The organism is Streptomyces sp. NPDC046727 (assembly GCF_040645635.1).
Taxonomy (GTDB): domain Bacteria; phylum Actinomycetota; class Actinomycetes; order Streptomycetales; family Streptomycetaceae; genus Streptomyces.
The window spans coordinates 1-26,274 of the sequence record NZ_JBEYYR010000043.1; the positions used below are offsets into that span (position 1 = coordinate 1).

The 26,274-nt window shown below is 71.3% G+C and carries 24 protein-coding genes and 1 pseudogene; 14 read left to right on the plus strand and 11 right to left on the minus strand.

What is annotated here, in order from left to right; genetic code table 11:
- Positions 1–107: 107 nt before the first annotated feature.
- Positions 108–530 (minus strand): ATP-binding protein, encoded by a 423-nt coding sequence (locus ABZ937_RS36005; RefSeq protein WP_361698342.1) that lies wholly within the window; start codon positions 528–530, stop codon positions 108–110.
- 186 nt (positions 531–716) lie between these two features.
- Here ABZ937_RS36005 and ABZ937_RS36010 point away from each other — a divergent pair, with 186 nt between their 5' ends.
- Together ABZ937_RS36010 and ABZ937_RS36015 are read left to right on the plus strand one after the other, a co-directional pair.
- Positions 717–1,568: a helix-turn-helix transcriptional regulator gene (locus tag ABZ937_RS36010; protein WP_361698344.1), complete on the plus strand. Its 852-nt coding sequence runs from the start codon at positions 717–719 to the stop codon at positions 1,566–1,568.
- 2 nt (positions 1,569–1,570) lie between these two features.
- On the plus strand, positions 1,571–1,771 hold the full coding sequence (locus ABZ937_RS36015) for a DUF397 domain-containing protein (protein WP_361698346.1): 201 nt from the start codon (positions 1,571–1,573) through the stop codon (positions 1,769–1,771).
- Here the strand turns inward: ABZ937_RS36015 and ABZ937_RS36020 are convergent.
- Positions 1,759–2,409, minus strand: coding sequence for a hypothetical protein (locus ABZ937_RS36020; protein WP_361698348.1), 651 nt, complete (start codon positions 2,407–2,409; stop codon positions 1,759–1,761). The two genes, ABZ937_RS36015 and ABZ937_RS36020, sit on opposite strands and share 13 nt — an antisense overlap.
- A 370-nt stretch (positions 2,410–2,779) precedes the next feature.
- On the opposite strand from ABZ937_RS36020, the gene ABZ937_RS36025 reads away from it, so the two are divergent.
- On the plus strand, positions 2,780–4,123 hold the full coding sequence (locus ABZ937_RS36025; protein WP_361698350.1) for a M14 family metallopeptidase: 1,344 nt from the start codon (positions 2,780–2,782) through the stop codon (positions 4,121–4,123).
- A gap of 3 nt (positions 4,124–4,126) precedes the next feature.
- On the opposite strand, the gene ABZ937_RS36030 is transcribed toward ABZ937_RS36025, so the two are convergent.
- The 5 genes from ABZ937_RS36030 to ABZ937_RS36050 all read right to left on the minus strand — a co-directional run bounded on the left by ABZ937_RS36030 (position 4,127) and on the right by ABZ937_RS36050 (position 8,612).
- The gene (locus ABZ937_RS36030; protein ID WP_361698352.1) at positions 4,127–4,708 is read right to left on the minus strand and encodes a hypothetical protein; all 582 of its coding nucleotides are present in this window, start codon (positions 4,706–4,708) and stop codon (positions 4,127–4,129) included.
- A 37-nt stretch (positions 4,709–4,745) separates the two neighbouring features.
- Positions 4,746–6,212, minus strand: a complete 1,467-nt coding sequence (locus ABZ937_RS36035) for a gluconate:H+ symporter (protein WP_361698354.1) — start codon at positions 6,210–6,212, stop codon at positions 4,746–4,748.
- A gap of 129 nt (positions 6,213–6,341) precedes the next feature.
- Positions 6,342–6,752, minus strand: coding sequence for a RidA family protein (locus ABZ937_RS36040; RefSeq protein ID WP_361698356.1), 411 nt, complete (start codon positions 6,750–6,752; stop codon positions 6,342–6,344).
- Positions 6,753–6,762: 10 nt separating this feature from the next.
- A complete protein-coding gene (locus ABZ937_RS36045) occupies positions 6,763–7,518 on the minus strand; it encodes an IclR family transcriptional regulator (protein WP_361698358.1) in 756 nt (251 codons plus the stop codon).
- Entirely contained in the window at positions 7,515–8,612 is a 1,098-nt protein-coding gene (locus tag ABZ937_RS36050) for a sugar kinase (RefSeq protein WP_361698360.1), read from the minus strand. The genes ABZ937_RS36045 and ABZ937_RS36050 overlap by 4 nt, the downstream gene beginning before the upstream one ends.
- A 195-nt stretch (positions 8,613–8,807) precedes the next feature.
- Between ABZ937_RS36050 and ABZ937_RS36055 the strand changes: the two genes are divergently transcribed.
- Both ABZ937_RS36055 and ABZ937_RS36060 read left to right on the plus strand, forming a co-directional pair.
- A complete protein-coding gene (locus ABZ937_RS36055; protein ID WP_361698362.1) occupies positions 8,808–10,079 on the plus strand; it encodes an amino acid deaminase in 1,272 nt (423 codons plus the stop codon).
- Positions 10,080–10,088: 9 nt separating this feature from the next.
- Positions 10,089–11,699: a D-aminoacylase gene (locus ABZ937_RS36060; protein ID WP_361698364.1), complete on the plus strand. Its 1,611-nt coding sequence runs from the start codon at positions 10,089–10,091 to the stop codon at positions 11,697–11,699.
- A 17-nt stretch (positions 11,700–11,716) separates the two neighbouring features.
- On the opposite strand, the gene ABZ937_RS36065 is transcribed toward ABZ937_RS36060, so the two are convergent.
- The 3 genes from ABZ937_RS36065 to ABZ937_RS36075 form a co-directional block, all read right to left on the minus strand.
- Complete coding sequence (locus ABZ937_RS36065) at positions 11,717–12,550, minus strand: serine protease (RefSeq protein ID WP_361698366.1); 834 nt, start codon at positions 12,548–12,550, stop codon at positions 11,717–11,719.
- 151 nt (positions 12,551–12,701) lie between these two features.
- Positions 12,702–13,310, minus strand: a complete 609-nt coding sequence (locus ABZ937_RS36070; RefSeq protein ID WP_361698368.1) for a DUF1707 domain-containing protein — start codon at positions 13,308–13,310, stop codon at positions 12,702–12,704.
- Positions 13,311–13,874: 564 nt separating this feature from the next.
- A complete protein-coding gene (locus ABZ937_RS36075) occupies positions 13,875–14,588 on the minus strand; it encodes a hypothetical protein (protein WP_361698369.1) in 714 nt (237 codons plus the stop codon).
- A 126-nt stretch (positions 14,589–14,714) separates the two neighbouring features.
- Between ABZ937_RS36075 and ABZ937_RS36080 the strand changes: the two genes are divergently transcribed.
- The 6 genes from ABZ937_RS36080 to ABZ937_RS36105 all read left to right on the plus strand — a co-directional run bounded on the left by ABZ937_RS36080 (position 14,715) and on the right by ABZ937_RS36105 (position 21,108).
- Positions 14,715–15,926 (plus strand): pyridoxal phosphate-dependent aminotransferase, encoded by a 1,212-nt coding sequence (locus ABZ937_RS36080; RefSeq protein ID WP_361698371.1) that lies wholly within the window; start codon positions 14,715–14,717, stop codon positions 15,924–15,926.
- An 89-nt stretch (positions 15,927–16,015) separates the two neighbouring features.
- Positions 16,016–16,435 (plus strand): hypothetical protein, encoded by a 420-nt coding sequence (locus ABZ937_RS36085; protein ID WP_361698373.1) that lies wholly within the window; start codon positions 16,016–16,018, stop codon positions 16,433–16,435.
- Positions 16,436–16,727: 292 nt separating this feature from the next.
- On the plus strand, positions 16,728–17,804 hold the full coding sequence (locus ABZ937_RS36090; RefSeq protein ID WP_361698375.1) for a hypothetical protein: 1,077 nt from the start codon (positions 16,728–16,730) through the stop codon (positions 17,802–17,804).
- A gap of 16 nt (positions 17,805–17,820) precedes the next feature.
- Positions 17,821–18,984, plus strand: coding sequence for a toxic anion resistance protein (locus tag ABZ937_RS36095; protein ID WP_361698377.1), 1,164 nt, complete (start codon positions 17,821–17,823; stop codon positions 18,982–18,984).
- On the plus strand, positions 18,981–20,519 hold the full coding sequence (locus ABZ937_RS36100; RefSeq protein ID WP_361698379.1) for a substrate-binding domain-containing protein: 1,539 nt from the start codon (positions 18,981–18,983) through the stop codon (positions 20,517–20,519). Before ABZ937_RS36095 ends, ABZ937_RS36100 begins: the two co-directional genes overlap by 4 nt.
- A complete protein-coding gene (locus ABZ937_RS36105) occupies positions 20,506–21,108 on the plus strand; it encodes a hypothetical protein (protein WP_361698381.1) in 603 nt (200 codons plus the stop codon). Before ABZ937_RS36100 ends, ABZ937_RS36105 begins: the two co-directional genes overlap by 14 nt.
- Before the next feature lie 115 nt (positions 21,109–21,223).
- Here the strand turns inward: ABZ937_RS36105 and ABZ937_RS36110 are convergent, their stop codons facing one another.
- The gene (locus tag ABZ937_RS36110) at positions 21,224–23,047 is read right to left on the minus strand and encodes a phosphoenolpyruvate carboxykinase (GTP) (protein WP_361698383.1); all 1,824 of its coding nucleotides are present in this window, start codon (positions 23,045–23,047) and stop codon (positions 21,224–21,226) included.
- A gap of 280 nt (positions 23,048–23,327) precedes the next feature.
- Here ABZ937_RS36110 and ABZ937_RS36115 point away from each other — a divergent pair, with 280 nt between their 5' ends.
- From ABZ937_RS36115 to ABZ937_RS36125, 3 genes and pseudogenes are all read left to right on the plus strand, one after another.
- A complete protein-coding gene (locus ABZ937_RS36115; RefSeq protein WP_361698385.1) occupies positions 23,328–24,041 on the plus strand; it encodes a hemolysin III family protein in 714 nt (237 codons plus the stop codon).
- A gap of 110 nt (positions 24,042–24,151) precedes the next feature.
- A pseudogene (locus ABZ937_RS36120) lies at positions 24,152–25,632 on the plus strand (MFS transporter).
- Entirely contained in the window at positions 25,629–26,273 is a 645-nt protein-coding gene (locus ABZ937_RS36125) for a TetR family transcriptional regulator (protein ID WP_361698387.1), read from the plus strand. Before ABZ937_RS36120 ends, ABZ937_RS36125 begins: the two are co-directional and overlap by 4 nt.
- Position 26,274 lies beyond the last annotated feature (1 nt).

A 26,274-nucleotide genomic window follows, 5' to 3' on the forward strand; every position in this document is an offset into this window, starting at 1 on the left:
GCCCGCAGGGCCATCGCCGAAGGCGACGCGCAGCGCCCTTGACGCGGACCGCGGAAGCACGACACTCACCGAGAAGCGAGCGGCCCAACGGTCACCTGCTCACTCCCTCACGCGACGAGCCGGCCAGCACGCGCCTCCAACTCGCACCACACGTACTTCCCCCGGTCCCCGAACCTGGACGACGGTTGCCACCCCCAGTGCTCCGCACACGCCACCACCAAGCCCAGGCCCCGTCCCTCCTCCTGGTCCAGGGCCTGCTCCAACGGCACCGGTGGCTCGGGCGGCGCCGGGTCGGTGTCCCACGCCCCGATCCACACCAGGCCCTCCGGTGACCGGCGCACCCTCAGCGCGGCCGGCCCCTTGGTGTGCCGTACCGCGTTCGACACCAGCTCCGTCGCCAGGAGTTCCGCCGTGTCGGCGAGGGCGGTCAGGTCGTGCAGCGTCAGGATCGTGCGCAGGGTGCGGCGGCAGACGGTCACCGCTCTGAGGTCGTTGGGGATGTAGAGGGTGTAATCCCAGGTCTCGGGCATGCGTCATCAACTCCGGTCAGTGAAGGAAGAGAGGGATTCCGCACGCAGGCGGAAGCGTGCGCTTCCGTAACGTGTGCGTCGCATCACCGACAGTAGGGACACATTTTGGGACGGCGCAAGCTGTTGCCGTAATCTACCCCTCGAACGAGGCACTGCCTCATGGCAGTTGGGGCCAGGGAGGAAGTCATGCCACGCAGGCGGCAGCCCACCGCACGACAAGAGCGCCTCGGTGCTGAGCTGCGGAAACTGCGTGAGGCAGCAGGGTTGAAGGGACGTGAGGCTGCCGCGTTGCTCGGCACGGACTCGGCCCAGATGAGCCAGATCGAGGCCGGCACCGCCGGTGTGAGCGAGGAGCGTGTGCGGCGGCTCGCGGCTCAGTACTCCTGCACCGATGCCGCGTTGGTCGACGCCCTGGTCGCGATGGCGACCGACAGGACACACGGCTGGTGGGAGGAGTACCGGGGTCTGCTGCCGACGCCGTTCATGGACCTGCCCGAACTGGAGCATCACGCCAGCCACCGCCGGGACGTGGAGTTCCTGCACATCCCGGGCCTCTTGCAGACCGCCGAGTACGCCCGCTCCCTCTTCGCCTACGTCAACCCGGAGTTCCCGGAGAGCGACGTGGAACGCTGGGTGGAGCACCGAATGAAGCGCAGGGTCATCATCGAGCGCCCGGAGCCGGTTCCGTACGAAGCGTTGGTCCACGAGGCCGCGCTACGCATCAGGGTGGGCAGTCGAAGCGCGGCGCGGACTCAGCTCGCCCGCGTGCTGGAACTGTCCGAAGCCGACCACGTGACCGTCCGCGTCATCCCCTTCGACCTGGACGGATTCGGTGGAGCCGGAAGTGCCATGGTGTACGCGGGCGGTCCCGTGCCAAGGCTGGACACCGTCGTGCGCGACGGCCCCGGTGGCCCTGTTTTCATCGATGCCGAAGCTCAGCTCAGCCGCTATCGAACGCTCTTCCGTAGGGTGGAGAGCGCGTCACTCGACCCCGACAGGTCGCGCGACTTCATCCGCAGGCTGGCGAAGGAGCTGTGAGCATGCTGACCCCCGGTACCTGGCAGAAGTCGACCTTCTCCGGAGGCGGCCAGGGGGACGCCTGTGTGGAGGTCGCCAACCGCCGCACCCACATATCCATCCGCGACTCCAAAACCCCCACCCGAGCCACCCTCACCTTCCCGGTCGACGTCTTCGTCCCCTTCGTCGAGAGCCTGAAGAAGGGCCGGTCCTACGGCGTGTAGACCTGCTGCAGGCTGTGGATCGCGCCGTCGTCTCCCGTCTCGTACTTGAAGACCAGGCCCGCGTCGGGGTGGGCGTCGATCCAGTCGATCAGCTCCTGTACGCCGATGTGCTGGTTCGTGCTGCCTGCGGTGATGGGGTTCGTGGCGGTGACGTACGCGGCCTGGTCGAGGGCCCAGCGGCTCTCCTCGCCGGTGACGACGAACGGCTTGCCGTCGGTGTCCTTGTCGGGGCATCCCCAGGCGCCGTGCTGGATGACCAGGTTCACCTTTCCGGTGCTGGCGGGGAGTTCCTCGACGCGGTAGACGGCGATCTCGTCGGGGTCGACATGGTCCGGGTCCGGCGCCTTGTCGACGCAGTCGGCGGCGGCCGGTGCCGTGGACGCGGGCTTCGACGCGGGCGTGGCGGCGCCTGCCCCCGCCCCTGCCGGTGAAGCGGTCGCGGTCGCGGTGGCGGCACTGGTCGCCTTCGTCCCGCCGCTCTTGCCGCCGGAGGTGGCCGCGGAACTCGCCGTGGCGGCGGCGCTCGGCGTGCTGCCCGCCCCGGCGGCGGAGCCGTCCTTCTGGCAGCCGGTGAGCACCGCGGCCAGCGCCGTGGCCGCGAGCGCGATGACGGCAGGTCTGAGGCGATGGGTGTTCATGTGGGACGTCCCCCCTGTTCACGGGCGGCCCGAACGGCCGCACCCGGGTCCGGACCGTAACAACACCCCGCCCGCACCGCACCGCTGGAGGATCCCGTGTCGCCGACTCCGGACGATGCCGTCACGGAACAGGGACAACCTGGACCACACGGACCATGTGACGGCGTCGCGATTTCGGCCTTGCCCTTGCCGAATGCTTGACCCGTCCATGACACAGGCGGACCATTGAGCGCCAACCCGCACAGCGGGCCCACAGGGAGCCCCACCGAAGGCCCCGGCGGGTCCGCCCCGTACCCGCACCACCCCGCACCCGCACCCGCACCCGCACGTCGCACTGGAACACCCCACCTCCACCCCACAAGGAGCGTTCATGCGACTTCGCATCCGCGGCTCCGGCGCGCGTGGCAGCAGACGTACCGCCGCTCTCGGCGCGCTGCTGGCCCTCGCCCTCGCCGCCCCCGTCTCGGCCACCGCCACCCACGCCAGCGCCGACGGCGTCCGGAAGGTCAGGGCCTCCGACGACGACATCCGGCAGTACGAGATCCACCAGAGCACGAACCCTGTGACGCGTACGGCCATTCAGGCGGCCGGCGTCACCGTCGACGAGGCCGACGAAGAGACCGTCGTCGTGTCCGGGCGGGCCGAGCAGATCCGGAAGCTGCGCCGACTGGGGTATGACGTACAGCCGTTGGGCGCCGCCCCGCAGCGGTCCGGGGCGCGGCTGTACGACTTTCCCAGCGCCGACGCGAAGTACCACAACTACGCCGAGATGAACGCCGAGATCGACCAGCGGCTGGCCGCCTACCCGGGCATCATGAGCAAGCGGGTGATCGGGAAGTCGTACCAGGGGCGGGACATCGTCGCCATCAAGGTCAGTGACAACATCGGCACGGACGAGGACGAGCCCGAGGTGCTGTTCACCGCGCACCAGCACGCACGGGAGCATCTCACCGTGGAGATGGCCCTGTACCTGCTGCGCGAACTCGGCGCGGGGTACGGGTCCGACTCCCGGATCACCAACATCGTCAACAGCCGGGAGATATGGATCGTTCCCGACCTGAATCCCGACGGCGGCGAGTACGACATCGCCAGCGGGTCGTACCGGTCGTGGCGGAAGAACCGGCAGCCCAACTCCGGATCCTCCTACGTCGGGACCGACCTCAACCGGAACTGGGACTACAAGTGGGGCTGCTGCGGCGGGTCCTCCACGTCGAAGTCCTCGGAGACCTACCGCGGGTCCGCCGCCGAGTCCGCACCCGAGGTGAAGGTCGTCTCCGACTTCGTGCGAAGCCGGGTCGTCGGCGGCAAGCAGCAGATCAAGGCCGGCATCGACTTCCACACCTACAGCGAGCTGGTGCTGTGGCCGTTCGGGTACACCTACTCGGACACCGCGTCCGGGATGACCGCGGACGACGCCGCCGCGTTCCAGGCCGTGGGGCAGAAGATGGCCGCCAGCAACGGGTACACGGCGGAGCAGTCGAGCGACCTGTACATCACCGACGGGACCATCGACGACTACCTCTGGGGTGTGCACAGGATCTTCGACTACACCTTCGAGATGTATCCGACGTCCGCTTCCGGAGGTGGGTTCTACCCGCCCGACGAAGTCATCGAGCGGGAGACCTCCCGGAACAAGGACGCCGTGTTGCAGCTGCTGGAGAACGCCGACTGCATGTACCGGTCGATCGGCAAGGCCGCCCAGTACTGCAGCTAGCGGCTACGCCTCCTCGAAGTAGGCGTCGAGCACCGCGTCCAGTTGCTCGTCCCACTCCTTGAAGCGCGCCCTGGCCGCCGCCTCGATCTCGATCGGGTACCAGCGGCGGTCAGGGGTGTGCACGGTGATCGTGTACCGCTTGCCGAAGCGGGGCGACTCCGTCTCCACCGCGGCGATCTCGTCCCAGCGGAACTCGCACGCCTCCTCGTCCAGGCGGAGGCGGACGCCCTTGCGGTCGGCCACTATCCGCGCCCGGCGGTCGGACGCCTCGAAGACCGGACCGTCGGCCGGGCCGTCGGCTTCCGGTTCGGCGTCGGAAGGTCCGTCCGCTGCCGGTTCCCCGTGCGACGACTCCGCGTCCGCCGGTTCGGGTGACGGTCGTTCGGGGGACGGCGACTGCGCCGAGTCCTCGGGCGTCGTCTCCTCGGCCGCCGGCGCCGTCGGCTCCTTCGTCACCGGACCCGTCGGCGCCGGGCCCGTGATCCCGGGGATGAAGGCCGGGTCGAAACCGGCGCCCGTCACGGGCTCGGCCTTCGACGGCCCGGCCGTAGGCGGCTTGCTGCTCGATCCTATGCGCTGCTCCACGGCCGCAGTATGGACGACTTCCCTGTGCCGTAACCAGTCAGCTCACGAACACGCCGGCCACCGCCGCCACCGCGAACCCCGCCAGTGACAGCACCGACTCCAGGACCGTCCAGGTCCGCAGCGTGTCCCGTTCGCTGATGCCGAAGTACTTGGCCACCATCCAGAAGCCACCGTCGTTGACGTGCGAGGCGAAGATGGAGCCCGCCGAAATGGCCATGATGACGAGGGCGACGAAGGCCTGGGAGTGGTGGCCCTCCGTCAGGAGCGGGGCGACGATACCGGCCGTCGTCACGATCGCCACCGTCGCCGAGCCCTGGGCCACCCGCAGCACCACCGAGATCAGGTACGACAGGACGATGACCGGCAGGCCCACGTCGTGGAACGTGTCCGACAGTGCCTGTGCCACCCCGCTCGCCTTCAGTACGGCACCGAAGACACCGCCCGCGCCGACGACCAGCAGGATGTTGCCGACCGGCTTGAGGGAGGCGGTCGACACCGTCTCCAACGACTTGCGGGACCAGCCGCGCCGGATGCCGAGGACGTAGTAGGCCAGGAGCAGGGCGATCGTCAGGGCCACGAAGGGGTGGCCGAAGAACTCGATCACCGAGCGGAGGGTGGAGGGGTCGAGGGCGATCGAGGAGAAGGTGGCCGCCAGGATCAGGATCAGCGGCGTACCGACGATGGCGAGGACCGCGCCGAGCGCGACCGGCTCTTCCCGGGGCTCGGCCTGCTCGGCCCGCACCGCCCGCTTGGCCTCCTCGGCCGCCTCCAGCATGTCCTGCGGTACGGCGACGAAGAGGCGCTTCCCGATCCAGGCGGAGTACGCCCAGGCGGCGAGGACGGCGGGGATGCCGCAGACCACGCCCATGAGGATGACCCAGCCGAGCTGGACGTGCAGCAGTCCCGCGGCGGCCACCGGGCCGGGGTGCGGCGGCAGGAACGCGTGGGTCATGGACAGGCCCGCGAGGAGCGGGAGGCAGTAGAGGAGGATCGACTTGCCGGAGCTCTTGGCGGCCGCGTAGACGATCGGGGCCAGGACGAAGATGCCGACGTCGAAGAAGACCGGGATGCCGAAGATCAGGCCGGTCATGCCCATCGCGAGAGGTGCGCGCTTCTCCCCGAAGAGGCCCAGCAGCCGGGACGCCAGGACCTCGGCGCCGCCGCTGACTTCGAGGATCGCGCCGAGCATGGTGCCGAGGCCGATGATGATCGCGACATGGCCGAGGATGCCGCCCATGCCGGACTCGACGGTGGAGACGGCGTCGGAGCGCTGGACGGTGCCGAACAGTTCGGTCACCGAGAGGCCGGACAGCAGGCCGACGGTGACGGAGACGGCGAGCAGGGCGACGAACGGCTGGAGCCTGACCTTGATGATCAGGAAGAGGAGCAGGGCTATGCCGAGAGCGGCGACGGTGAGGAGGCCGGGGGTGCCGTCGACGAGGAGGAGCAGGCCGCCGGTGTGGGGTGGGGCGGCGGGGGCGGTTGCGGCGAGCGGGAAGGGCATGGAGGGGGTCCTCTGGGTAAGGGAGGGGGACCTCTGGGTAAGTGCATCGTGCTTTCAGGCAGGGCGGATCGCGGCACGGCGCCCGGAGGGGTGCCGTGCCGTGCGGGATGTTCCGGAGTCGAGGTGGCGTCAGCCGAGGACGGCGAGGGCGTCGATCTCGATGAGGAGGCCGGCCGGCAGTCCGACGTAGACCGTCGTGCGGGCGGCGGGCGGCCGGGTGAGGCCCTGCTCCTCGAAGTAGGCGTTGTAGATCTCGTTCATCTCGGCGAAGTGGGCCGTGTCGGTGAGGTAGACGCGGATCATCATCGCGTCGTCCCAGCTCGCGCCGCCCTCCTCCAGGATCGCCTTGACGTTGGCGAGGGTCTGGAGGGTCTGCTCGCGCAGGGTCGGGCCGGCCGGCGTCGGGGGCTTGCCCTCCTCGGCGGGCAGGAAGCCGACCTGGCCGGCGACCTGGAGGATGTTGCCCTTCTTCACGCCGTGCGAGAACTTCGCGGGCGGGGTGGTGTGGGTCTTCGGGGTGAGCGCGATCTTGTCCGTCATACGGGGTCCCTTACTGGCTTACGGGTGTTCTGCCGGAGTACTCGCCGCTGATCGCGTCCGCCGTACGGCGCACCAGCGGGAGCAGGGTGAGGAGTTCCTCGGCGGTGACGACCACGTTCGGCGCGGACACCGACATGGCGGCGACGACCCGGCCGTCGGCGCCGCGGACGGGGGCGGCGACGCAGTTGATGGACTCCTCGTGGCCACCGAGGTCGGTGGCCCAGCCCTGTTCGCGCACCGTGGCCAGTTCCTTCAGGAAGGCCTCGGCGTCGGGGGTCGAACGGGCCGTGTAGGCGGGGTAGTCGAGCTGCTCGGCGAGGGCGCGGCGCTCGGGTTCGGGCAGGTCGGCGAGGAGCAGCTTGGCCACGGCCGCGACGGTGATGGCCACCGGTTTACCGATCCGCGAGTACATGCGGACCGGGTAGCGGCTCTCCACCTTGTCGATGTACAGCACTTCGTTCTCCTCGTAGACGGCGAGGTGGACGGTGTGGCCGCACCTCTCGTTGAGCCGTACGAGGTGGGGGTGGGCGATCTCGCGGATGTCGAGGTTCTCCATCGCCTCCTGGGCGAGGGCGAAGAGGCGGGCGCCGAGGCGGTAGCGCTGGTCGGACTGGCGGTAGACCAGGCCGTGTTCGTGCAGGGTGCGCAGGAGCCGGAGGGCCGTGGATTTGTGCACGCCGAGGCGGTCGGCGACCTGGCCGAGGTCGGCGGGGCCCTCCGCGAGGAGCGGCAGGATGCTCAGGGCGCGGTCGACGGTCTGACTCATGGGGTGTTCGCCTCCTCTTCGGCCTGCTCGGCCTGTGTCCAGCCGGGGCCGAGTCGAAGTCTCCCCCATGCGTCGTCGCCCAGGGCGGCGAGCCGGTCGGCGTGGTGGCGGGCGGGGGGTGCCGCGAGGTCGCCGGGGGTGGTGAGGGCGGCGGCGGCGAAGAGGTGGCCGTGGCGGAGGCGGGCGCGGAGGGGGAGGCCGCGGAGGGTGGCGGAGAGGAATCCGGCGGCGAAGGCGTCTCCGGCGCCGGTGGTGGCCACGACGTCGACGGTGGGGGCGGGCACGAAGGCGGCCGGGGCGGGCCGGGGACGGACCGTGCGGCCGGGCGCCGGCGGGGTGCCGTCGGCGAGGGGCGGCAGGGGGTGCGAGGCTGCGTCGGTCTCGCCTTCGCCTGCGAACGCCGTCGCACCCCGCGCGCCCTCCTTCACCACCAGTACGGCCGGTTCCGGCAGTAGTTGCCGGACGGCGGCCGGGCCCCCGGTGGCCCCCCACGCCTCCTCCGCCTCGTCCTCGCCCACGAACACGATGTCGGCGCCCCGGGCCAGTTCCAGCAGGACGGCTGCCCCTTCGGCGGCCCGCCACAGGCCCGGGCGGTGGTTGACGTCGAAGGAGACCAGCGGGCGTGCCGCGCTGCGGGCAGTGAGGGCACGCAGCAGGTCCCGGCACTCTCCCGACAGCGCGGCCGTGATCCCCGACAGGTGCAGTACCCGCCCCGCCCGTGCCGCCGTCAGGTCCACGTTCCGTACCGACATCGCCGATGCCGCCGAACCGGCCCGGTAGTACGCCACCTCGTGCGCGCCCGTGCCCCGGTCGCCGGCCGTGCGGAAGTAGACGCCGGTGGGGCGCTCCGGGTCCCGGTGCACGGCGGAGACGTCGACCCCGTGGCCGCCGATCCGCTCGACCAGGTGGTCGCCGAAGCCGTCCGCGCCGACCCGGCTGATCCAGCGGGCCGGGTGTCCGAACGCGGCCAGGGCGCAGGCCACGTTGGACTCGGCGCCGCCGATGGCCCGGTCGAAGGAGGGTACGTCGGCGAGGCGGCCGGGGCGGCTGGGCAGGAAGGTGACCATGGACTCGCCGAGCGCGACCACGTCCACGACGTTCAACGGGCGCGCAACGACCGAGGCGTAAGCAGCGTCGTTGATGATGACTCCTGTCGATGACCGGATGAGGGCCGGACGATGACCGGGCGGCGGACTCCGTTGACCCGGTGTTCGGCGAGATGCTAGACACCAGTAAGCACCGCATGCAATGGCCGTTGCACATGGCGCAACGACCGAGAGAGGGGCTCCATGAGCAGCGAAGCGCTCGCCCGCCTTGCCGAGGAACGTGTCGACCACCGCTTCAAGGGCCTCCCCCCGGACGCCGACGGACTGACCGTCGGCGAGCTGGCCGCCCAGCGCCGCAATCTCTTCCGGGACGGCGACGGCTTCACCACGCCCGTCCTCGCCCTGTCCGCCGAGCGCCTGGAGCACAACCTCGCGCTGATGGAGACGTACGCCTCCCGGCACGGCCTGGCCTTCGCCCCGCACGGCAAGACCTCGATGGCCCCGCAGCTGTTCCGGCGCCAGATCGAGCACGGCGCCTGGGGGATCACGCTGGCGCTGCCCCACCAGGTGCGGGTGGCCCGGGCGTTCGGCGTCCGGCGGGTCTTCCTCGCCAACGAGCTGGTGGACGCCTCCGCGCTGCGCTGGATCGCCGGCGAGCTGGCCGCCGATCCGGAGTTCCGGTTCGTCTGCTACGTCGACTCCGTGCGCGGGGTGGAGCTGATGGACGCGGCCCTCGCCGGCACCGCCCGGCCCGTGGACGTCGTGATCGAGCTGGGCGCCGGCGAGGGTGCCCGGACCGGCGTGCGCACGGAGGAGGACGCCCGGGCCGTCGCCGATGCCGTGGCCGGCACCGGGACACTGCGGCTCGTGGGTGTCGCGGGCTACGAGGCCCAGGTGCCCGGCGCCGACCCGGATCGGGTGCGGGCCTGGCTGGAACGGCTGGTCGCGCTCGCCGTGGAGCTCGACAAGGCCGGGCGGTTCGCCGGAGCGGGCGAGATCGTCGTCAGCGCCGGCGGCAGCGAGTGGTTCGACGCGGTCGCGGATGTCTTCGCCGCCGTCCCCGGGCTCTCCCTCCCCGTCCTGAAGCTGTTGCGCTCCGGTGCCTACGTCTCGCACGACGACGTGCACTACAGCAGGCTCACCCCGTTCAACCGGGTGCCCGAGGAAGGTGCCCTGGAGCCCGCGTTCCGGCTGTGGGCGCAGGTCGTGTCCCGGCCGTCCGCGACGGAGGCGTTCGTCAACGCGGGCAAGCGGGACGCCGCCTACGACCTGGACCATCCGGTGGCGCAGGTGGTACGCCGGGGCGGTACCGAGCGTCCGGCGACCGGGATCGAGGTGACCGCCCTGTCCGACCAGCACCTGTGGCTGCGCACCGAGCCCGGCGCGGACGTCGAGGTGGGCGACTGGATCGGGTTCGGGCTGTCCCACCCGTGCACGTCCTTCGACAAGTGGCAGCTGATCCCGGTCGCCGAGGCGGACGGCACGGTCGTCGACTACATCCGTACGTTCTTCTAGGAGGCGCGCGTGGAGGACCTGGTCATCCGGGACGCCGACGTCGTCGACGGCAGCGGCGACCCGTCGTACCGCGCCGATGTGGTGATCGACGGCGGGCGGATCGTCTCGATCGTCAAGGAGGCCGCCGCGGCGGGCTGCCAGCGACCGCGTGCCACGCGGGAGCTGGACGCCGAGGGCCTGGTCCTCTCCCCCGGCTTCATCGACATGCACGCCCACTCCGACCTGGCCCTGCTGCGCGACCCCGACCACAGCGCGAAGGCCGCGCAGGGGGTCACGCTGGAGGTCCTCGGCCAGGACGGGCTGTCGTACGCGCCGGTGGACGACCGCACGCTGGCACAGGTGCGGCGGGCGATCACCGGATGGAACGGGTACGGCGACGACGTCGACTTCGACTGGCGGTCGGTCGGTGAGTACCTGGACCGGCTCGACCGGGGCATCGCCGTCAACGCGGCCTACCTGGTCCCGCAGGGCACGGTCCGGGCGCTCGTCGTCGGCTGGGATGACCGCGAGGCGACGCCCGGGGAGCTGGACCGGATGCGGGCGCTGGTGGCCGAGGGGCTGGAGCAGGGCGCGGTCGGGCTGTCCTCCGGGCTGACGTACACGCCCGGCATGTACGCGAAGGACGCCGAACTGACCGAGCTGTGCCGGGTGGTGGCCGGGTACGGCGGCTACTACTGCCCGCACCACCGCTCGTACGGCGCGGGCGCCCTGGACGCCTACGCCGAGATGGTCGACCTGACCCGGGAGGCGGGCTGCCCGCTGCATCTCGCGCACGCGACGATGAACTTCGGCGTGAACAAGGGCCGGGCACCGGAGCTGCTCGCTCTCCTCGACCGGGCCCTGGACGCGGGCGCGGACATCACCCTGGACACCTACCCCTACACCCCCGGCTGCACGACCCTCGCCGCGCTGCTGCCGAGCTGGGCGAGCGAGGGCGGCCCGGAGGAGATCCTGGCCCGGCTCGCCGACCCGGTGACGGCCGGGCGGATCCGGCACGACCTGGAGGTGACCGGCTCGGACGGCTGCCACGGGGTGCCGGTGGAGTGGGAGACGATCGAGGTCTCCGGAGTGGCCGATCCGGCGCTGGCCGGCTTCGTGGGCCGTACCGTCCACGCGTCGGCCCGGCTGCGCGGCGAGACCCCCTGGGCCACGGCCCACCGCCTGCTGGTGGCGGACCGGCTCGGTACGACGATCCTCCAGCACGTGGGCCACGAGGAGAACGTCCGCGCGATCATGCGGCACCGCGCGCACACCGGCGGCTCCGACGGCATCCTCCAGGGAGCCAGGCCGCACCCGCGCGCGTACGGCACCTTCCCGCGCTATCTCGGCCACTACGTACGGGAGCTGGGGGTGCTGACGCTGGAGGAGTGCGTCGCCCACCTCACGTCCCGGCCCGCGGCGCGGCTACGGCTGCCGGACCGCGGGCTGGTGCGCGAGGGGTACCGGGCCGACCTGGTCCTGTTCGACCCGGAGACGGTCGCGCCCGGTGCCACCTTCGCCGAGCCCCGGGCGCTGCCGGCCGGGATCCCGCATGTGCTGATCGACGGCAGGTTCGTGATCGAGGACGGCAGGCGGACGGACGTACTGGCGGGGCGGGCGGTCCGGCGTACGCCGGTGTGACCGCCCGCCGCCGGGGGCTACGGCTTGGGCAGGGTGCAGCCGGCCGCGCTCAGGTTGAGCTTGTTGCCGGTGGTGAAGCAGGCCGGGATGTTGTAGATCTCCTGGGCGTAGTTGATGCCCTGGCGGACCGTGATGTTGCCGTTCGCGTCGACCTCGCACGGGTTGTTCACCGTGCACTGCTCGCCGTCCTCGTTGCCGGTGTTGTTGACGGCGACGACCTTGCCGGTGGCGGTGTCGATGACCGGGGAGCCGGAGGTTCCGCCGATGGTGTTGCAGGCGGAGGTGTAGCGCACCGAGTCCTTGAAGGTCCAGTCGCCCTCCTTCAGCCGGTACACGAACCCGTCGACGTTGCAGCTGTAGATGCGCTTCCAGTAGCCGGAGACCACCTTGATGGCGGTGCCGGCGGTGGGGTGCGTGTCCTGCACGGTGAGCGGGCTGATGCCGTACGAGTTCTTGATCGCCGCGTAGGTGGTGGTGGTGCGGTAGATCGTGACGTCCGTGTCCGTCATGGTCGAGTAGACGACCTGGTTGGCACGGAGGGTGGCGACCTTGGTGCCGGCGGAGTTCAGCAGGCCGAAGGTACGGCTGGAGGACTGGCCGGTGATGACCTCACCGGCGTCCGGCATGCCGGTCTCCAGGCAGTGGCCGTTCGTCAGCACCAGGGCCGGGTCGGTGGCCGCGGAGTTGGGGAAGCGGATCACGGAGCCGGAGCAGTTGCTGAGCGAGACGGTGCCGGCGAAGTCGACGGTGGCCTTGACGGCCTTGGCGGTATGCGGGGCGGCGATCGCCGGGGTCGCGCCCAGTCCGGCTATCGCCAGGGAGGTCAGGGCGGCAAGGAGAGGCTTGTTCATGTGGGGGTCCCCTCTTACGACGTGGGCGACCGGAGATCTTCCGGCCGCCCTCGCATGGTTGTCATGCGCATTCTCAATGCAGAGAGGGGTGTGAACAAGAAGCCGCGTCAGGTCATAGGGGTTTCCCTCGGCCGTACAGGGTCCGAACCGCCTACCGCTTGGGCTTGATGACGACGGCTCCGAACAGGGCGAGCCCCTTCACGACGACACGCGGCGCGCCCGGCCGCCCCGTCCGGTGCGCCCCGCGTCCGCCGAACACGCCGAACAGGCCGAACCCCCGGACCTGCACGTCGATGTCGTCCGGGACGACGATCCCGGTACCGCCCCACAGCGCCACGGCCCGGATCACCGTCTCCTGGTCGGCGAACCGCGCCTCGGTCAGGTCCAGTCGGCCGCCGCCCCACATCGACCAGGCGGTGAACCTGGCCGGAACCACCCACGGGCCGCTCCGCCGGAACCCGCCGAACAGGCCCAGCGCGAAACGGGACGTGGGCGCGCGGTCCACCACCAGCGTGTCCCTGGGCCCGGGTTCGGGCAGCCCGCTCCCGGCGGCCTCCAACTCACCCCGGGTCCGGGCGTCGTAGATCCGGGTGAGCCGCCCGTCCAACTCGCCCAGCGGCAGCCGACCGCTCACCACGGCGGCCCGCACCCGCTCGACAGCCCGCTCCCGGTCCTCATCGGAGAGGAGCACATCCTCCCCGGCCACCACGGCAGGGACCGCCCGCTTCCCGTACTGCGGGCCTGGATCCTGTTCGGTCATACAGCCAACTGTCGCACGACGTGCCGCCTGACGGCGGGCCAACTGGGGTGACTTATGACGGGGTTGGTGTTGGGGGGTTGGGGGTGGGGTGCGGCCCGGCCGCCTGGTGAGTGTGGTTGCTTCGTGATGCCGGGACCGGCGAAGCGGGCGGGTGCGGGGCCCGGCCTCCGGTGAGCGCGGTCGCTGCGCCACGCCGTGACCGCACAGGCGGACGAGCGTGCGGCCCGGCCACCCGGCGAGCGTGGCCGCATCGTCACGCCGTGACCAGCGGGGCCGGACGGGTGCGTGGACCGGCCGCCCGGCCGGCGCGGTCACTTCGTCATACCGTGACCGCGTAGCCGGACACGTGCGCGGCCCGGCCACCCGGCGAGCATGGCTGCATCGTCACGCCGTGACCAGCGGGGGCGGACGGGTGCGTGGCCCTGCCGCCGGATCAGCGCAGCCCTTCCGTCACTCCGTGGCCGCACAGACAGGACAGACACACGGCCCAGCCGCCCGATCTGCGCGGTCCCTTCGTCACACCGTGACCACATGGGCGGACGCGTGCGTAGCCCGGTCGCCCCGTCAGCGTGGGCGCTTTGTCGTTCCGTGGCCGTGGCCTCGGCTGCGGGGGGTTTCGGAGCCGGATGGCGTTGGGTCGGGGGACGACGCCGTGGGTGTGGGGGTGGTGGGCGGGGTGGCGGAGGGGGAGGTCGTCGTCGACGGGCTGTCGCTCGGGGGGCGCGAGGTGCCGTCCGTGGGCGTGGCGGCGGGCGGGAGCGCGGCCGTGGGGGGCGGCGAGGCCGGGGTGGAGCGGGCGGTGCTGGCCGGGGTCGTCATGGCCGGGGCGGTGGTGTCCTTGGCGGAGGTGCCCGCGCCCCGTCCGCCGTCCACCGGGCGGGACCCCTCCGAGGAGCCCGACCCGGCCAGGACGGCGATCACCGCGGCGGTTCCGGCCGCCCCGAGGGCACCGGCGACGACCGCCATCCGACGACGGCCGCCCGCACGCCGCTGCGCACGCCGACGCCCGGCCCGACCCTCGCCCCGCCGGCCCTCGCCGGGCCGGCCCTCGCCGGGCCGGCCCTCGCCGGGCTCTGTCGGTTCCGTGGGTATCGGGGGGAGCTCCCGGGTCTCGTCGTAGGTGTTCTGCCAGCCGTGCGCGGCGGCCGGGTCGGCGTACTCGTCGTACGCGGGGGCCGGAGCCTGCTGCGGGTGGTACACGTTCGGCCGGACCCCGGGCGCGCCGCCCGCTCCGTGCATGCCGTCCGCCCCCACCTCGTGCTCCCGTTCCGTGGACATGCCAGCGGATTGTAGGGACGCAAGAGAGTCCTGAGACAGCTGACGGTGATTTCCGGGCAAACCTTCGTGTCTCACGTGGCGGAAAACACGAGCCATGAGCCATTACCGGGCCGTAAGCTCACGGACATGCAGGTGATCCAGTCGACCAAGCTCGCCAACGTCTGTTACGAGATCCGCGGACCGGTTCTCGAAGAGGCCATGCGGCTGGAGGCGGCAGGCCACCGCATCCTCAAGCTCAACACCGGCAACCCGGCCGCCTTCGGCTTCGAGTGCCCCCCGGAGATCCTGGAGGACATCCTCCGCAACGTCTCCACCGCGCACGGCTACGGCGACGCCAAGGGTCTGCTCGCCGCCCGCCGCGCGGTCGTGATGCACAACCAGACCCTCGGCATCGAGACGGACGTCGAGCACGTCTTCATCGGCAACGGCGTCTCCGAGCTGATCGTGATGGCCATGCAGGGTCTCCTCGACGACGGGGACGAGGTCCTCGTACCGGCGCCGGACTACCCGCTGTGGACGGCCGCCGTCTCCCTCTCCGGCGGCACGGCGGTGCACTACCGCTGCGACGAGCAGTCCGACTGGATGCCCGACCTCGCCGACATCGAGCGCAAGGTCACCGACCGCACCAAGGCGATCGTCATCATCAACCCGAACAACCCCACGGGCGCGGTCTACGACGAGGCCATGCTCAAGGGGCTGACGGACATCGCCCGCCGGCACAACCTGCTGGTCTGCTCCGACGAGATCTACGACAAGATCCTCTACGACGGCGCCACGCACACCCCGACCGCGAAGGTCGCCCCCGATCTGCTCACCCTCACCTTCAACGGCATGTCGAAGGCGTACCGGGTGGCCGGCTACCGCGTCGGCTGGATGTCGATCTCCGGCCCGCGCGCGCACGCCGACTCCTACATCGAGGGCCTGACGATCCTGGCGAACATGCGACTGTGCGCCAACATGCCGGGCCAGCACGGAGTGGTCGCCGCGCTCAGCGGACGCCAGTCGATCAACGACCTGGTGCTGCCGGGCGGACGGCTCAAGGAGCAGCTGGACACCGCGTACGAGCTGCTCACCCAGATCCCGGGCGTGAGCTGCGTACGCCCCAAGGGCGCGCTGTACCTCTTCCCGCGGCTCGACCCCCAGGTGTTCAAGATCAAGGACGACCGGCAGATGGTGCTGGACCTGCTGCGCCAGGAGAAGATCATGGTCGTCCAGGGCACGGGCTTCAACTGGCCCGAGCCCGACCACTTCCGGGTCGTGACGCTGCCGACCGCCGGCGACCTGCGGGACGCGGTCACGCGGATCGGGAACTTCCTGGACGGGTACAGCCAGCCGTAGTCGACGGACTTCATTCTGTGATCCGACTCAACTTTAGACGAAATCTAAGCTAGGATGGCTTCCTGTCAGAGCACAGGAGGCCATCCACCATGTACGAACCGATCCGCACCAAGTCGGTCCACAGCACGATGGCCGGCACCACCTCGGACTTCCCGCACCGCTCGCGCGAGGAGGAGCTGGACATCCAGCTCGCCGGGCACCTCGCCGCGCTGCTCGCGGTCACCGACGAGCTGCGCGCCTTGACCCCCGCCGCTGACCTGGACCGGGCCGCGGAGCGCCTGGCCCAAGAGGTGAGCCGACTGCGCGGCGGGCGTGCGCCGCTGCGCGCGGCGCCCGCCGCGGCCGGTGACCCCGCCGCCCTGCACCGGCGGGCCCTCGCCCTCGCCGGCCGCGCGCTCGTGGTCGCCGCCTCGCGCGCCGACACCTCGGCGGCGATCCTCTCGGCCGAGCGGATGGACGCGCACACGGCCGCGCTGGCCGACCCGAAGGAACTCAGCGCCGCCCACTGACCCCCACCAGCGGGGTCCCCCGATCGGCCCCGGTCCGCGTGCACCCGCAGCGACGCGCGGACCGGGCGCCACACACCGCGTTGGCTTTGGCCGACAGTGCCTCTCGCCGTTGGGACTTGTGTCGTCCTGCGGCTGCGGGTTCGTTGTGGCCTGTCGCGCCCGCGCGGCGGAGCCGCAGATCGCCACCGCCCCGCGCCCCCATGGGGCGCGTTGCAGTGCCGGGGCCGGTCTGTCACCGCCCGTTCATCCGCGACGCCCAGGAACTTGGAGTTCCGGGAGCACGCTCCCCGGCGTGAGACGTATCGCTGGAATCGTCCTCGCCGTTCTGCTGATCGGTGGCGTGGTGGCCGCCGTCGTCGCGGGCCGGCAAGGGGAGGACAAGGGCACGGCAACGAAGACCGTGCGGGGTGTGATCGGATCGGAGAAGGCCGAGTTCTTCGCCGATCCCGACGTGGTGAAGGCCCTCGCCGCCAAGGGCTACACCGTCAAGGCCGAGGCCTCCGGGTCCTGGGCCATGGAGGACCTGGACCTCAAGGGGTACGACTTCGCGTTCCCGTCCAGCCAGGCGCCCGCCGACCAGCTGGCCGGGAAGTACCACGCGCAGCAGCCGCTGCCCCGGCCCTTCTACTCGCCGCTGGTCGTCGTCGCCCACCGGAGTGCGGCCGACGTGCTCGCCGCGAACGGGCTCGCCGTGCTCGACGGCAAGAGCCGCGGCACCCTGAAGATGGCCGCCTTCCTGGACGCCGTCCGGCACGACCGCACCTGGCAGCAGTTCAAGGGTGCCAAGGGGCACGGGGAGTTGGCGGGGACCGTCTACGTCTCCAGCACCGACCCGGAGTCCTCCAACTCGGGCGCTCTGTACCTCGCCGCCTCCTCCTACGTGGCCAACGGCGGCAAGGTCGTCACCGGCAAGGCGGACCTCGACCGCACCGCACCCCTGCTGCACAAGCTCGTCAGCGTCCAGGGCGCCCAGCAGTCCAGCACGGACGCGGTGTTCCGGGACTTCGTCAGCGGCGCCGGGAACCCGCTGGTGCTGGTCTACGAGTCGCAGGTCGCCGCGCTGCTCGAACAGGAGCACACCGTGGACGACCTGGTGGTCCTCTACCCGGACACCACGGTCAACAGCGACCACACCGTCGTACCGCTCGACGCGGACGGCCGGGCGCTCGGGCAGCTGCTCAGCACCGATCCGACCCTGCGCATGCTCGCCGTGCGGTACGGATTCCGGCCGCAGGGCGACGCCGCCGAGTTCACCGGCCACACGGCCGGCCGCACCGCCTACCTCAACCAGAAGCTGACCGGCGTCCGGCAGGCGCCCGTGCCCACCTCCGCGGTGCTGCACGAGATGGCCCGCCGGGCGCGCGGATGACACGGGGGACCACCGCATGACCGACAGCGACTTCCTGCTCACCCCGCCCGACCCCGTCCGGCCCGTGCCGAAGGACAAGGCCGGCGGTCTGGTGCCCGTCGAGGACGCCGTGCGCACCGACATGGCCCGCAAGGCCACCGCCTTCGTCGAGCAGCTCGCCTCGCTCGACGCCCGCTCCCCCGAGTTCGCCGGCAAGGTCGGCGAGATCACCGCGCTCGGCGCGGGCGAGATGCGCACCGCCGCCGCCCAGTCCAACCGCATGCTGGAGCGGGCCGTGCGCAGCCTGCCCGGCAAGGGCGGGGACGCCCAGGCCGATGTCGCCGGCTCGCTCGTGGAACTCCGCCGGGTGGTGGAGGACCTCGACCCGCGGGACCTGCCCGCGAGCAGGGGACGGAAGTTCCTGTCCCGGCTGCCCGGCGGCAACAGGCTGCGCGACCACCTCGCCAAGTACGCCTCCGCACAGGGCAACCTGAACAGGATCGTGGGCGCGCTGCGCGGCGGCCAGGACGAACTGCGCCGGGACAACGCCGCGTTGCAGACCGAGCGGGTACGCCTGTGGGAGACCATGGGCAAGCTCCAGGAGTACGTCGTCCTCACCCAGGCCCTGGACACCGCCGTCGAGGAGCACATCCTCGGGACCGGCGATCCCCAGGAGGCCGACGCGCTCCGCGCCGACGTGCTCTTCCCGGTCCGGCAGAAGCACCAGGACCTGCTCACCCAGCTCGCGGTGTGCGCCCAGGGCTACCTCGCCATGGACGTCGTACGCCGCAACAACGACGAGCTGATCAAGGGCGTCGACCGGGCCGCGACGACCACCGTCTCGGCCCTGCGCATCTCCGTGATGCTGGCCTCCGCCCTGGACAACCAGAAGAAGGTCGTCGAGCAGGTCAACGCGTTGCGCGGGACCACGGAGGACCTCGTCCGGGGCAACGCCGAGATGCTCGCCACGCAGAGCGGCGAGATCCAGCGCATCGCCGCCGACCCGGCCGTCGGCGTGGAGACCCTGCGCGCCGCGTTCCAGCAGATCTACCGCACCCTCGACGCCATCGACAGCTACAAGGTCCAGGCGACCGAGGTCATGGCCAGTACCGTCCAGTCGCTCACGGACGAGCTGCACAGCGCCTCCGCCCATCTGGAGCGCAGCCGCTCCCAGGGTGCGCTGGAGGGCGGGCTCGCATGAGACGACGCGTACTGGCCCTGGTCGCCGCCACCGCCGCCCTGCTGGCCGGCTGCACGGCCGAGGAGCGGCACGAGGACGACCCGGCCGCCCCGAAGCCCGGCACCCTCCGGGTCCTCGCCTCCAGCGAACTCAGCGACATGACCGCCGTCTTCGACCGCGTCCGCAAGGACACCGGCGTCACGATCCGGCCCACCTACATGGGCACCCTGGACGCCGTCGACCTGCTGGCCAAGGGCAAGGCGGACGGGGCGTACGACGCGCTGTGGCTGTCCTCCGACGCCTACCTGCGGCTGCGGCCCGACGCCGCGAAGAAGGTCGTGTCCGAGACCTCCGTCATGTCCAGCCCGGTCGCCGTCGGCGTCAGGCCGGCCACCGCGCGGGCCCTCGGCTGGCGGCCGGAGGACGTCACCTGGTCCCAGGTCGAGCAGGCCGTGCGGGACGGCAGGCTGACCTACGGCATGACCGACCCGGCCCGCTCCAACTCCGGCTTCGCCACCCTGATCTCGCTCGCCTCCGCCCTCTCCGGCGCCCAGTCGGCGCTCACCGACGCCGACGTGGCGAAGGCGACGCCCCGGCTGAAGGAGTTCTTCACGGGGCAGAAGCTCACCTCGGGCTCCTCGGGCTGGCTGGCCGCCGCCTACCAGCGGCGCGGCACCGTCGACGCCCTGCTCAACTACGAGTCCGTCCTCAAGGGCATCCGGGGTCTCACCGTGATCCGCCCCCGCGACGGCGTCGTCACCGCCGACTACCCGCTGTCCTCGCTCACCGCCACCGACGCCCGCACCCGCGAGGACGTCCGCAAGGTGACCGCCGACCTGCGCACCGACGCCGTACAGAAGCTGATCACCGAGACCACCCACCGACGCCCGGTCGTCGCCTCGGTACGGCCCGCCGCCGGCCTCGACACCAGCAGGCGCCGGGAACTCCCCTTCCCGGGCAGCCGCTCGGTCGCCGACGGCCTGCTGGACTCGTACGAGAACGAACTGCGCCGGCCCTCCCGCACGGTGTACGTCCTGGACACCTCCGGCTCCATGGAGGGCGACCGGCTCGCCTCGCTCAAGAAGGCGCTGACAGGCCTGACCGGTGACTTCCACGAGCGGGAGGAGGTGACGCTGATGCCGTTCGGCTCGGCCGTGAAGAGCGTGCGCACCCACGTCGTCGACCCCGGGGACCCGAAGGCCGGGCTGACCGCCATCCGCCGGGACACGGAGGCGCTCAGCGCCGACGGCGGCACCGCCGTCTACACCTCGCTGGAGCAGGCGTACGACCACCTGCGCGCCGACAAGGACACCTTCACCTCGATCGTGCTGATGACCGACGGCGAGAACACGGCCGGTGCCGGGGCCGGCGACTTCGACGGCTTCTACCGCGCCCTCGGCGGCGCCCAGCGGGACATCCCCGTCTTCCCGATCCTCTTCGGCGACTCCTCCCGCTCCGAACTCGCGCACATCGCCGACCTGACCGGCGGCCGGCTCTTCGACGCCCGGCAGGGCTCGCTGGACGGCGCCTTCGAGGAGATCCGTGGCTACCAGTAGAGTCCTCGGCTACCTGGAGTCCCGCAAGAACCTCACCGGTGGCGCCTGCGGAGTGGCCGGCCTGGTGCTGACCTTCGCCGGGGTCGCGGGGCCGTACTGGCCGGTCGTGGTCGCCGGGCTCTACGGCGCGGGCGCGCTGATCGCCCCGCCCGAGCGGCCCGCCTTGCCCGACTTCCCGAGCCCGTCGCAGCAGCTGGAGGAGATCCGCGCCGACTTCGGCAGGCTCGGCGGTTATCTCGCGGACGTCGAGCTGCCGCCCGCGGCCGCCGCCCGGCTCACCGCGCTGACCGAGCTGCTGGCCGCGTTGCTGGAACCGGGCTGGGTCGCCGAGGCGCTCGCCCAGGACCCGGAGGGCGTGCACGCCGTCTCCCGGACGGTACGGCAGGACGTCCCCGAGGCCGTGGACGCCTTCGTCCGCACCCGCTGGTGGACGCGGCTGACCCCGGGCACCGAGCCCCCGGAGCGGCACCTGGAACGCCAGCTCGGCCTGCTCCAGGAGGAGGCCGGACGGCTGGCCTCGGCGCTGCGGGACGCTCAGGCGCGGCGGCAGGAGTCGCACACCCGTTATCTGGAGGACCGGCAGCAGTGAGCGCGAGGGGCCCCGCACGCCGTTGTGCGGGGCCCCTCGGGATGTGTTCCACGGCCGGTCGTGACGATCGCTGGTCAGGGCACATCCAGGCCGGCCGTGGAGTCTTGGGCGGGCCTCAGCCCAGGCGCTCCACCAGCGCCCGGTACTGGTCCCACAGCTCCTTCGGGGTGTGGTCGCCGAAGGTGTCGAGGTGCTCGGGGACCAGGGCGGCTTCCTCGCGCCAGATCTCCTTGTCGACCGTGAGGAGGAAGTCCAGGTCCGAGTCGGCCAGTTCGAGGCCGTCGGTGTCCAGGGCCGCCTTGGTCGGAAGGATGCCGATGGGGGTCTCGACGCCCTCGGCCTTGCCGTCCAGGCGCTCCACGATCCACTTCAGGACGCGGGAGTTCTCGCCGAAGCCGGGCCAGACGAACTTGCCCTCGTCGTTCTTGCGGAACCAGTTGACGTAGTAGATCTTCGGCAGCTTGGACTGGTCCCTGCCCTTGGCGACCTCGACCCAGTGGGCCATGTAGTCGCCCATGTTGTAGCCGCAGAACGGCAGCATCGCGAACGGGTCGCGGCGCAGCTCGCCGACCTTGCCCTCGGCGGCGGCGGTCTTCTCGGAGGCCACGTTGGCGCCGAGGAAGACGCCGTGGTTCCAGTCGAAGGACTCCGTCACCAGCGGCACCGCGCTGGCGCGGCGGCCGCCGAAGAGGATCGCCGAGATCGGCACGCCCTTCGGGTCCTCCCACTCGGGCGCGATGATCGGGCACTGCGAGGCGGGGACGGTGAAGCGGGCGTTGGGGTGGGCGGCGGGCGTCCCGGACGCGGGCGTCCAGTCGTTGCCCTTCCAGTCGGTCAGGTGGGCGGGCGCCTCCTCGGTCATGCCCTCCCACCACACGTCGCCGTCGTCGGTGAGCGCGACGTTGGTGAAGACCGCGTTGCCCCACAGGGTCTTCATCGCGTTGGCGTTGGTGTCCTCACCGGTGCCGGGCGCGACACCGAAGAAGCCGGCCTCGGGGTTGATGGCGTACAGCCGGCCGTCCTCGCCGAACCGCATCCAGGCGATGTCGTCGCCGATGGTCTCCACCGTCCAGCCGGAGATCGTGGGCTCCAGCATGGCGAGGTTGGTCTTGCCGCAGGCGGACGGGAAGGCGGCGGCGACGTACTTGGACTCGCCCTGCGGCGGGGTGAGCTTGAGGATCAGCATGTGCTCGGCCAGCCAGCCCTCGTCGCGGGCCATGACGGAGGCGATGCGCAGGGCGTAGCACTTCTTGCCGAGCAGGGCGTTGCCGCCGTAGCCGGAGCCGTAGGACCAGATCTCGCGGCTCTCCGGGAAGTGCGAGATGTACTTGGTCTGGTTGCAGGGCCAGGGGACGTCCTCCTGGCCGGGCTCCAGCGGGGCGCCGAGCGTGTGGACGGCCTTGACGAAGAAGCCCTCGTCGCCCAGCTCGTCCAGGACGGCCTGGCCCATGCGCGTCATCGTGCGCATGGAGACGGCGACGTAGGCGGAGTCGGTGATCTCCACGCCGATCGCGGACAGCGGGGAGCCGAGCGGGCCCATGCAGAACGGGACGACGTACATCGTCCGGCCCTTCATCGAGCCGCGGAACAGGCCCTTCTCACCGGAGAAGATCTCCCGCATCTCGGCGGGGGCCTTCCAGTGGTTGGTCGGGCCGGCGTCCTCCTCCTTCTCGGAGCAGATGAAGGTCCGGTCCTCGACGCGGGCGACGTCGGTCGGGTCGGAGGCGGCGTAGTAGGAGTGCGGGCGCTTGATCGGGTCGAGCTTCTTGAACGTTCCCTTCGCGACCAGTTCCTCGCTCAGTCGCTCGTACTCGGCCTCGGAGCCGTCACACCAGACCACGCTGTCCGGCTGCGTCAGTTCAGCGATCTCGTTGACCCAAGAGATCAGTTCCTGGTGGTTGGTGGGGACGACGGTGGGAGCCGCGATATCGCGCGCCACGATTGCTCCTAAATGAGGGATTTTTGTGTTGTTCGCCCCGTGGGGGCCGCGACCCGGACGCTTCGTAGCTGCTCATCCGGTGCCGACCGCACTCATTTGATCATCCGAGTCTAGTGCCCATCTGTCCAGAGGGCATCACAGGTGAGCAGCGTGAGGAATCCCACGATGTCCATGACTCTTTGCGTCCACGTTGGGTTCAGGTGAAGGACTTTTTGCCCGGCGGGCTTCGCCGACCGTGCACTGATGGGCGACTTACGACGGCGTAGGTACCATGCGGCCCATGACTGCGTCCGTCCCCGACGCGCCCAAGGACACGCCGGCCGCCGGCCGCGGTCCCGTCGCGCTCTCCTTGCCGCATCCGGTCAAGCCCCGACTCCGCGGCTGGCTGCACCTCGGCATGTTCCCGGCCGTACTCATCGCGGGCCTGGTGCTCACCGCCCTCGCCGACTCGTCCCGGGGCCGTATCGCCTGCGGTGTCTACGTCCTGACGGCCTGCCTGCTCTTCGGCGTCAGCGCGCTGTACCACCGGGGCAACTGGAGCCCACGGATGGACGGCGTGCTGCGCCGCCTCGACCACGCCAACATCTTCCTGATCATCGCGGGCACCTACACCCCGCTGACCCTGCTGCTCCTGCCGGGCGCGAAGGGCCAGTGGCTGCTGTGGGGCATCTGGGCGGCCGCGGCGGCCGGCATCGTCTTCCGCGTCTTCTGGGTCGGCGCCCCGCGCTGGCTCTACACGCCCTGCTACATCGCGATGGGCTGGGCGGCCGTCTTCTTCCTGCCCGACTTCCTGCGCACCGGCGGCATCGCCGTCCTGGTCCTGGTGGTCGTCGGCGGGCTGCTCTACAGCGCCGGCGGCGTGATCTACGGCATCAAGCGCCCGAACCCGTCACCGCGCTGGTTCGGCTTCCACGAGGTCTTCCACTCCCTCACCCTCGCCGCGTTCGTCGTCCACTACGTCGGCATCTCGCTGGTGGCCTACCAGCACGCATAGCCCCCATCCGCCCTTCCGGCCACGGCTCACCCGAGCCGTGGCCGTTTTCATATACCTCGACACAACCTCTCCATTGACAGTCCCAAGATTTTGAGGGTTACTCTCATTTCATGGACGGCTTCGACTCGGCGATCCTCAACGTGGCCCTGCCGACCATGGCGGAGCAGCTCGGTGCCACCACCGGCCAGCAGCTGGGGGTGCCCCCAGGCGTTTAGCACTGGGGGAGGATGGCGGACGCCTACGTCGTCGTCTTCGCCGCGCCGATGCTCCCGGCCGGACTGCTCGGCGACCGGTTCGGGCGCCGCCGGATGCTCGTCGCCGGGCTCGGCGTCTTCCTGGCGGGCTCGCTGCTCGGCTCGCCGGCCGGCGAGGTGAACGCCGTGACCGCCGCCCGCGCGGTCATGGGTGTGGGCGCGGCGCTGATCATGCCGCTCGCCCTGTCCGTGCTGCCCTCGCTGTTCGGCCCGGACGAGCGCACCAAGGCCGTCGGCCTGATCTCCGCCGCCTCCGCGCTCGGCATGCCGCTCGGCCCGATCATCGGCGGCTGGCTGCTGAACCACTTCTGGTGGGGCTCGGTCTTCCTGATCAACCTCCCGATGGCCGCGATCGGCATCGCCGCCTGCCTCTTCCTCCCCGAGACCTGCGACCCGGCCTCCCCGAAGGTCGACGTCCTCTCCACCGCGCTCACCGCGACCGGCCTCGGCGCCCTCATCTACGCGATCATCGAGGCGCCCGACCGCGGCTGGGGCGACCCTCTGGTGCTGTCGATCCTCGCCGCGTCCGCCGTGCTGCTCACCGCGCTGGTGCTGCGCGAACGCCGCGCCACCCGCCCCATGCTCGACATGACGCTGCTCGCCCGGCGCGGCTTCCTGCTCAACACCGTCGCCGCGGCCCTGGTGATGTTTTCGGCACCGGCCTCAGGCTGCTGCCGATGATGGGCGGACTGATGGTCGCCGCGCGGGGCGCCCAGCCGGTGGTCGCCCGGTTCGGGGCGCGGGCCGTGGTCACCGCCGGCCTGGTGGTGCTCGCCTTCGCCGCCCTGCTGGGCAGCCGTACGACGACGGACTCGGGCTACGGCTTCACCGCGCTGTGGCTGTCGGTCACGGGCATCGGCTTCGGCTTCGCGGTGGTCCCGGCCATGGACGGCGCTCTCGGCACCCTGCCCGCCGACCGGGCCGGCTGGGGGTCCCCCCACGCCTTTCGGCAAGTGGGGGAGGATCCGGGCTGCTCATGACCCTCCGCCAGGTCGGCGGCGCCATCGGCATCGCCCTGCTCGGCAGCCTGCTCGCCGGAGCCTTCCGCTGACCGGCTCGACGTGGCCGGGCTGCCCGCCGGCGCCGCGCACACCGCCGGGGAGTCCGTCGTCGCCGCCCGTCTGGTCGCCGCGAGGACCCACTCCGCGCACCTCACGGCCTCGGCGAACGCCTCGTACGTGCACGGCATGACCCTGGTGCTGCTGGTGTGTGCCGTCGCCTCCCTCGCCGCCGCCCTGCTCGCCGCGCTGCTGCTGCCGAACACACCGGTCGCGCGGCACGCCGGACGGAAGGAGGGGCCGGCCGTGGCCGCCGCCGCCACGGATACCGGACAATGACCGGCATGACGGCCGCACACTCCCCCACCGCCTCATCCTCCGACGGCCCCCGCCTGGGCCTGCGGGAACGCAAGAAGATCAAGACCCGGGAGGCGATCCGCGCGGCGACGTACGCGCTGATCGAGGAGCAGGGCTACGACGCCACGACGATCGACCAGATCGCCGACCGCGCCGAGGTGTCGCCGTCGACCGTCTTCCGGTACTTCCCGACCAAGGAGGACATCGTCCTCACGGACGAGTACGACCCGCTCATCCTGGAGGAGATCAGGCAGCGGCCCCTGGAGGAGCCGTGGCCGGAGACCATCCGCTACGTGCTGCGGCGGGCCGTCCAGCTCGGCGTGGAGGAGGACGCGCGGGTCTCCCGGCTGCGCACGCACCTGATGGTGCAGGTCCCCGCGGTGCGCTCGCGCATGATGGAGAGCATGTCGGTCACCGGCCGCATGCTCTGCCAGGCCATCGGCGAGCGCACCGGCCGCGACCCGGAGAGCCTGGAGGTGCGGGTCTACGCCATGTCCCTGATCGGCGGCCTCATGGAGACCTCCCTGTACTGGGCGGAGCACGGCCACCAGGACGACTTCGCGGCCCTGGTCGACCGCACCCTGGACGTCCTGCAGCACGGCCTGCCCCGGGAAAACCGCTGAG

Excerpts from the sequence above, each read along its gene's own strand:
- ABZ937_RS36005 (WP_361698342.1), bottom strand. The coding sequence starts at position 530 with ATGCCCGAGACCTGGGATTACACCCTCTACATCCCCAACGACCTCAGA.
- ABZ937_RS36010 (WP_361698344.1), top strand. The coding sequence starts at position 717 with ATGCCACGCAGGCGGCAGCCCACCGCACGACAAGAGCGCCTCGGTGCT.
- ABZ937_RS36015 (WP_361698346.1), top strand. The coding sequence starts at position 1,571 with ATGCTGACCCCCGGTACCTGGCAGAAGTCGACCTTCTCCGGAGGCGGC.
- ABZ937_RS36020 (WP_361698348.1), bottom strand. The coding sequence starts at position 2,409 with ATGAACACCCATCGCCTCAGACCTGCCGTCATCGCGCTCGCGGCCACG.
- ABZ937_RS36025 (WP_361698350.1), top strand. The coding sequence starts at position 2,780 with ATGCGACTTCGCATCCGCGGCTCCGGCGCGCGTGGCAGCAGACGTACC.
- ABZ937_RS36035 (WP_361698354.1), bottom strand. The coding sequence starts at position 6,212 with ATGCCCTTCCCGCTCGCCGCAACCGCCCCCGCCGCCCCACCCCACACC.
- ABZ937_RS36040 (WP_361698356.1), bottom strand. The coding sequence starts at position 6,752 with ATGACGGACAAGATCGCGCTCACCCCGAAGACCCACACCACCCCGCCC.
- ABZ937_RS36045 (WP_361698358.1), bottom strand. The coding sequence starts at position 7,518 with ATGAGTCAGACCGTCGACCGCGCCCTGAGCATCCTGCCGCTCCTCGCG.
- ABZ937_RS36055 (WP_361698362.1), top strand. The coding sequence starts at position 8,808 with ATGAGCAGCGAAGCGCTCGCCCGCCTTGCCGAGGAACGTGTCGACCAC.
- ABZ937_RS36065 (WP_361698366.1), bottom strand. The coding sequence starts at position 12,550 with ATGAACAAGCCTCTCCTTGCCGCCCTGACCTCCCTGGCGATAGCCGGA.
- ABZ937_RS36070 (WP_361698368.1), bottom strand. The coding sequence starts at position 13,310 with ATGACCGAACAGGATCCAGGCCCGCAGTACGGGAAGCGGGCGGTCCCT.
- ABZ937_RS36075 (WP_361698369.1), bottom strand. The coding sequence starts at position 14,588 with ATGTCCACGGAACGGGAGCACGAGGTGGGGGCGGACGGCATGCACGGA.
- ABZ937_RS36080 (WP_361698371.1), top strand. The coding sequence starts at position 14,715 with ATGCAGGTGATCCAGTCGACCAAGCTCGCCAACGTCTGTTACGAGATC.
- ABZ937_RS36085 (WP_361698373.1), top strand. The coding sequence starts at position 16,016 with ATGTACGAACCGATCCGCACCAAGTCGGTCCACAGCACGATGGCCGGC.
- ABZ937_RS36095 (WP_361698377.1), top strand. The coding sequence starts at position 17,821 with ATGACCGACAGCGACTTCCTGCTCACCCCGCCCGACCCCGTCCGGCCC.
- ABZ937_RS36100 (WP_361698379.1), top strand. The coding sequence starts at position 18,981 with ATGAGACGACGCGTACTGGCCCTGGTCGCCGCCACCGCCGCCCTGCTG.
- ABZ937_RS36115 (WP_361698385.1), top strand. The coding sequence starts at position 23,328 with ATGACTGCGTCCGTCCCCGACGCGCCCAAGGACACGCCGGCCGCCGGC.
- ABZ937_RS36125 (WP_361698387.1), top strand. The coding sequence starts at position 25,629 with ATGACCGGCATGACGGCCGCACACTCCCCCACCGCCTCATCCTCCGAC.